General features: G+C 61.4%; 3 protein-coding genes. 1 reads left to right on the forward strand and 2 read right to left on the reverse strand.

Annotation, left to right across the window (positions count from 1 at the left end):
• Window positions 1-491 precede the first annotated feature (491 nt).
• The gene (locus VN623_RS05875; RefSeq protein WP_325569089.1) at window positions 492-1,883 is read right to left on the reverse strand and encodes a GntP family permease; all 1,392 of its coding nucleotides are present in this window, start codon (window positions 1,881-1,883) and stop codon (window positions 492-494) included.
• A gap of 233 nt (window positions 1,884-2,116) precedes the next feature.
• Between VN623_RS05875 and VN623_RS05880 the strand changes: the two genes are divergently transcribed.
• Window positions 2,117-2,365 carry a hypothetical protein gene (locus VN623_RS05880; RefSeq protein WP_325569085.1) on the forward strand — a complete coding sequence of 83 codons (249 nt, stop codon included), beginning with the start codon at window positions 2,117-2,119 and terminating at the stop codon, window positions 2,363-2,365.
• Between the two features lie 775 nt (window positions 2,366-3,140).
• Here VN623_RS05880 and clpB read toward each other — a convergent pair.
• Window positions 3,141-5,735, reverse strand: a complete 2,595-nt coding sequence (clpB, locus tag VN623_RS05885; protein WP_325569087.1) for an ATP-dependent chaperone ClpB — start codon at window positions 5,733-5,735, stop codon at window positions 3,141-3,143.
• Between the last annotated feature and the right edge of the window lie 312 nt (window positions 5,736-6,047).

The following is a 6,047-nucleotide window of genomic DNA, read 5'->3' on the forward strand; positions in this document are numbered from 1 at the left end:
CAGCCGCTTCGTCGATCCAATGTCGATCCAGGTGCCGCGCGAACGCAAGCTCGCCGACAAGGACCTGCAGGACTTCCAGAAAGAGCGCGCGCGGATCGAAGACCTGATGCGCCGCGCCCCCGTGATGACGGCGAATAAGTAGCAATTGTCATCCCGGGCAAGCGAGTGCGCGAGCGATGACCCGGGACCCAGCGCAAAACGCGCCGGGCTCTAAGACAAATTCGCAAATCAATCACGGCGTCCTGGGTCCCGGCTCTTCGCTACGCTCGACCGGGATGACACCGTGAAAGTTGATACGTCGCGCCCCCGTGATGACGGAGAATAAGTAAGAAGGGCTTCGTCATCCTCGGCCGAGCGTGTGCGGAGCACACGTCGAAGGCCGGGGATCGCAAGAATCGTCGCAGACGCATTATCGAGCCTTCGGCGAGTCTGACGCTGGATCCCCGAACATCCTTGCAAGCTCGGCCGTTCGAGGATGACGAGTGACGCTTTCACACCCACCCCGTCAAATAATAGACCGCGATCACCACAAAGACGGCGACGGTCTTGATGCACGTGATCGCGAAAATATCCTTGTAGGATTGGCGATGCGTCAGCCCCGTCACGGCGAGCAGCGTAATGACCGCACCGTTGTGGGGTAGCGTATCCATGCCGCCGCTTGCCATCGCCGCAACGCGATGCAAAACCTCGAGCGGAATGCCCGCCGCGTTGGCCGCCGCGATGAATTGATCCGCCATCGCCCCGAGTGCGATGCTCATGCCGCCTGACGCCGACCCGGTTATGCCCGCGAGCGTCGTCACGGTGATCGCCTCGTTGACGAGCGGATTGGGGATCGCCTTCAAGGCGTCCGCGATGATCAGGAACCCTGGCAGCGCTGCGATGACGGCGCCGAATCCGTATTCCGACGCCGTGTTTACTGCCGCCAGGAGCGCGCCGGCGACTGCGTCTTTCGATCCCGCCGCGAAGTTCACGCTGACCGCCCGCCAGGCAAAAATCAGGACGGCGACGATGCCGAGCACGAGCGCGCCTTGCACGGCCCACACGGCTGTCAAAGAACCGACGTCGGCCGTGACCGCCTTGCCGCCAGGCGTCAGCACGACGTCGAACTTTTGCCCGTAGATGGCCGGGATAGCCAGCGTCAGCGCCTTGTTCGCAAGTCCGACGATGATGAGCGGCAAGATGGCGATGCCCGGGTGCACACCGCTGCTGGCCTCATCAACCACCGGTTCGTTCAAATGATTTTCGCCGTAGCCCTCGCCGCTCGCCAATGCCGCGCGGCGACGCCAATTCAGAAACACGAGGCCGAGCACCAGAATGAAAATCGCTCCGATCGTTCCGAGTATCGGCGCCGCCCAGGTCGTCGTTTTGAAAAACGTCGTTGGAATGATGTTCTGAATTTGCGGCGTGCCCGGCAGCGAATCCATCGTGAAGGTGAAAGCGCCGAGCGCGATCGTCGCCGGAATGAGCCGCTTCGGAATGTTGCTGCGGCGGAAAAGTTCGGCGGCGAACGGGTAGACCGCGAACACGACGACGAATAGCGAAACCCCGCCGTAGGTCAGGATCGCCGCGACGAAAACGATCGCCAGCATCGCGCGGTCCCGGCCGAGAATCGCAACGGAACTCGCGACGATGGCGCGCGCGAACCCGGACACTTCGATCAGTTTGCCGAAGATCGCCCCCAGCAGGAAGACGGGAAAGTAGAGCTTCACGAACCCGGCCATCCTCTCCATGAAGAGGCCGGTGAAAATCGGAGCCACCGCAGAAGGATCGGTCAGCAAAACGGCGCCCATCGCCGCGATCGGCGCGAATAGGATGACGCTGTGGCCGCGATAAGCCGCGACCATCAGGAATACGAGCGCTGCGATGGCAACGAGAAAGCTCAAGCGGAGTGGTCCCCCCATTCACGACCGGCCGCGACTTTAACCCGGCCACGAGCCCATCGTCATCACTACCTGCGCGCACGGCGGCCGGCTCCCGCAGGGGAGTCGCCGTGCGCAAACAAAAAGTGTTTCCGACAAATGCTCGCTGATGCCCAAAAATGCGAATCAAGAAAGATGCTATAAAAAGCTCTCAAGGAGGTCCGCGCGGGGGACGAAGTACAGAAAGGGATGAGCCTATGAAAGCCATTGCAGGGATTGTTGTCGTTACCGTCGGTGTTTTTCTCACGCCGGTTGCCGCCAACGCGCACGAACGAGTTACAGACGCCGCTTTGGGGGGCCTCGCGGGGGCGGTCGTCTTCGGTCCGGTCGGCTTGGTCGCGGGTGGGGTTATCGGCTACACGGCCGGCCCGCACATCGCGTGCAAGATCGGCGCTAAGCGCTGCTACCGTCGCGCGCACTACCGGCGTGATCGCCCTCGCAGGTGATCGCTTAGCTACCACCACGCAATGCGTCCAGAAAACGCGCGCCGCTAAGTGCGATTAGCGTTCCAAACGCCTGAGCAGAGACCGGATGGCCCGGTACCGGTCCAAACCCCGCGGCCCCTAAATCGGCCGAACCGTCCGTTCCCATGGGCTCTGCGCGGGCCAGCCACCGCCATCATCCGGGCTTGACCCGAGGTCGAAATACGGCCGCCCAATTGAATAGGGTACGCAGCAAAATATCCACTCGTAGAATGAATTCGGCCGCGACTTATTCCGAGGCCAATTTCGATGACGCCGCAATGACCGTTGGTAGTCTCAGCGACCATGTTCCAACTCCCATCGAACTTGCCCGCAATCGCGGGCGTAGCGGAACAGATGATTGCAAGAGCCGTCGACAGAGCAAAGGCGCGCATACGATTGTCAATCATGGGTGTCCTCATACGTTTGCTGTACTGCTCGTCAATTCGAACGTCCTGGTGAGGCCCATGGACATATTACTCGGCAGCCTGCCCAAATGATCACTGACGCCTCCCTTTTTTCTTGGTTAAGCCTGCCGGCGAGCCGACGGAGGGCGCGGCGTGTAGACTCACCACGCGGCGCGGCCAATGCATTTACGTAGGGGTCATGGGATAGCGTCGCGTTAAGCACGCGGCCGGCGTTCTCTCGCACCCAACTCCGCGAAGCGGAGTCGCCGGAACCTTAAGACGTCAGCAAAAAACGAATCCTCAAACCCGCGCGTGCGGCCGGCTTGACGAAGGAGAGTCGCACGCGCCAACGCTTAAGCCGCTGCCTTCACCGGCCAGCCATTGATCGTCAGATCGCCGTCGCGGACGGAGACGTGCACCGTGTCGCCGTCCTTGACGCCGCCCGCCAAAATCTGCTCGGCAAGCGGATCCTGCACGCTGCGCTGGATGACGCGCTTCAGCGGCCGCGCACCGTACGCCGCATCGTAGCCGCGATTGGCGAGCCAGGAGCGCGCCGCGTCGTCCAACTCGATTTTGATCTTGCGATCGGCGAGCAGTTTTTGCAGGCGGGCCATCTGGATATCGACGATCTTCGTCATCTCGTTCCGCTGCAAACGGTGGAATAAGATGATGTCGTCGAGACGGTTGAGGAACTCGGGCCGGAACTTGGCACGCACTTCCGCCATCACTTCGTCGCGCACCGCTTCGGTGTCCTCGCCCTCCTTCTGATTGACGAGATATTCCGCGCCGATGTTCGAGGTCAGCACGATTAGCGTGTTCTTGAAATCGACCGTGCGTCCCTGACCGTCGGTCAGCCGCCCGTCGTCCAGCACTTGCAACAGCACGTTGAAAACGTCGGGATGCGCCTTCTCGATCTCATCGAAAAGAATGATCTGGTAGGGGCGACGGCGAACCGCTTCCGTCAGCGCGCCGCCTTCCTCATAGCCGACATAGCCCGGCGGCGCCCCGATGAGCCGCGCAACCGAGTGCTTCTCCATGTATTCCGACATGTCGATGCGTAAGAGCGCCGTGTCGTCATCAAAGAGATAACCCGCCAAGGCTTTCGTCAGCTCTGTCTTGCCGACGCCCGTCGGTCCAAGGAACATGAAGGACCCAATCGGCCGGTTCGGGTCCTGCAGACCGGCACGCGCGCGCCGCACCGCCGTCGAAACGGCGATGATGGCTTCCTTCTGCCCGATGACGCGCTTCGACAGCGCGTCCTCCATCTTCAGGAGCTTGTCGCGCTCGCCTTCGAGCATCTTGTCGACCGGCACGCCCGTCCAGCGCGATACGACGGCCGCGATCTGATCCGGCGTTACGGCCTCTTCGACCATCGCGCCCTTGCCGTCCTGCGATTCAATCGCCGCGATCTTTTTCTCGAGATCCGGTATGAGGCCGTAGCGAAGCTCGCCCGCACGCGCCAGGTTGCCCTTGCGTTGCGCCTGCTCGAGTTCGTTGCGCAGCCCCTCCAGTTCTTCCTTGAGTTTCTGGGCCGAGCCAAGCTTCTGTTTTTCAGCCTGCCACCGTGCCGTCATCGCCTTCGATCTTTCCTCGAGTTCGGCGATCGACTTTTCGAGACGCCCGAGACGGTCTTTCGACGCCGTGTCGGTTTCCTTCTTCAGGGCTTCGCGCTCGATCATCATCTGCATTAGATCGCGGTCGATCGCATCGAGTTCTTCAGGCTTGGAATCAACCTGCATGCGGAGACGCGCCGAGGCCTCATCGACCAAATCGATGGCCTTGTCGGGAAGAAAGCGATCGGTGATGTAGCGGTTCGAAAGCGTCGCGGCGGCGACGAGCGCGCTATCGGTGATGCGCACGCCGTGGTGCAGCTCGTACTTCTCTTTGATGCCGCGCAGAATCGAGATCGTATCCTCGACCGTCGGTTCGCTGACGAAGATCGGCTGGAAGCGCCGCGCAAGCGCCGCGTCCTTTTCGATGTGCTTCCTGTATTCATCGAGCGTCGTCGCGCCGACGCAATGCAGCGCCCCTCGCGCCAGTGCCGGCTTCAACAGATTGCCCGCATCCATCGAGCCTTCGGCCTTTCCGGCGCCGACAATCGTGTGCAATTCGTCGATGAAAAGAATGATGTTGCCCTGCTCGGCCTCGACCTCCGAAAGCACCGATTTCAGACGCTCCTCGAATTCGCCGCGGTATTTGGCTCCGGCAATCAGCGCGCCCATATCGAGCGCCAGAAGCTTCTTGTTTTTAAGGCTTTCCGGCACGTCGCCCTTGACGATGCGCAGCGCCAAGCCTTCGGCGATCGCTGTCTTTCCGACGCCCGGCTCGCCGATCAGAACCGGATTGTTCTTCGTCCGGCGCGACAGCACCTGGATCGTGCGGCGGATTTCTTCGTCGCGGCCGATCACCGGATCCAGCTTGCCCGTCGCCGCGACCTCCGTCAGATCGCGCGAGTATCGCTTCAAGGCATCGTAAGCTTGCTCGGCCGAGGCCGTATCGGCGGTGCGCCCTTTGCGGATATCGTTGATCGCAGCGTTGATCTTGTCGGCCGTCACTCCGGCGGCCCGCAGCGCCTTGCCTGCATCGCTCGAAACGTCGAGCGCCAGCGCCAGAAGCAACCGCTCGGCCGTCACGAACTTGTCGCTCGCTTTGTCGGCAAGCTTTTCGACGGCATCGAAGAGCCGCGCCGTTTCCGGTGCGACATAAACCTGCCCCGAACCGCCGGTCACCTTGGGCTTCTTGGCGAGCGATTGTTCGACGGCCTGCAGCGCCGCCCGAGAATCGCCACCGGCGCGCGTGATGAGGCCGCTCGCCAGACCTTCGGGGTCGTCGAGAAGTACCTTCAGCAAATGGTCGGGTGTAACCTGTTGATGATTTTCGCGAAGCGCTAGCGACTGGGCTGATTGAATGAAGCCCTTGGCGCGATCGGTGTAGCGTTCGAAATTCATGTTTGATCCTCCAGCGCACCCGATCCACCCAAAGGCGTGGAAGGAATGCCATCAGATTTTAGTCCAGCTTCGGCGCGGCTGAAGACCCAATGTGAGGCGTCCCGTCCGGCCCGATACGATGCTGATATAGGATCGGACCGCGCCTGAAGAAGAGGTCGTCGCGGCAAAGCTCCAAGGAAGCCTCGCACATGTCGGAAGTTGCGTCAGCAAGGGTTCATGCCCTGTACCGCGATCCGGTTAAGGGAATGCCGCCGGAACAGCTCGAAAGCGTCGCGTTAACCGAAGTTGGGACACGGACAAACTTTCGCGCGG

The organism is Hyphomicrobium sp., from assembly GCF_035572195.1.
In the GTDB taxonomy this organism is placed as follows: domain Bacteria; phylum Pseudomonadota; class Alphaproteobacteria; order Rhizobiales; family Hyphomicrobiaceae; genus Hyphomicrobium_B.

What these genes read in the sequence shown, in the direction of transcription:
- VN623_RS05880 (WP_325569085.1), top strand. Translation starts at nt 2,117, where the DNA reads ATGAAAGCCATTGCAGGGATTGTTGTCGTTACCGTCGGTGTTTTTCTC.
- clpB (WP_325569087.1), bottom strand. Translation starts at nt 5,735, where the DNA reads ATGAATTTCGAACGCTACACCGATCGCGCCAAGGGCTTCATTCAATCA.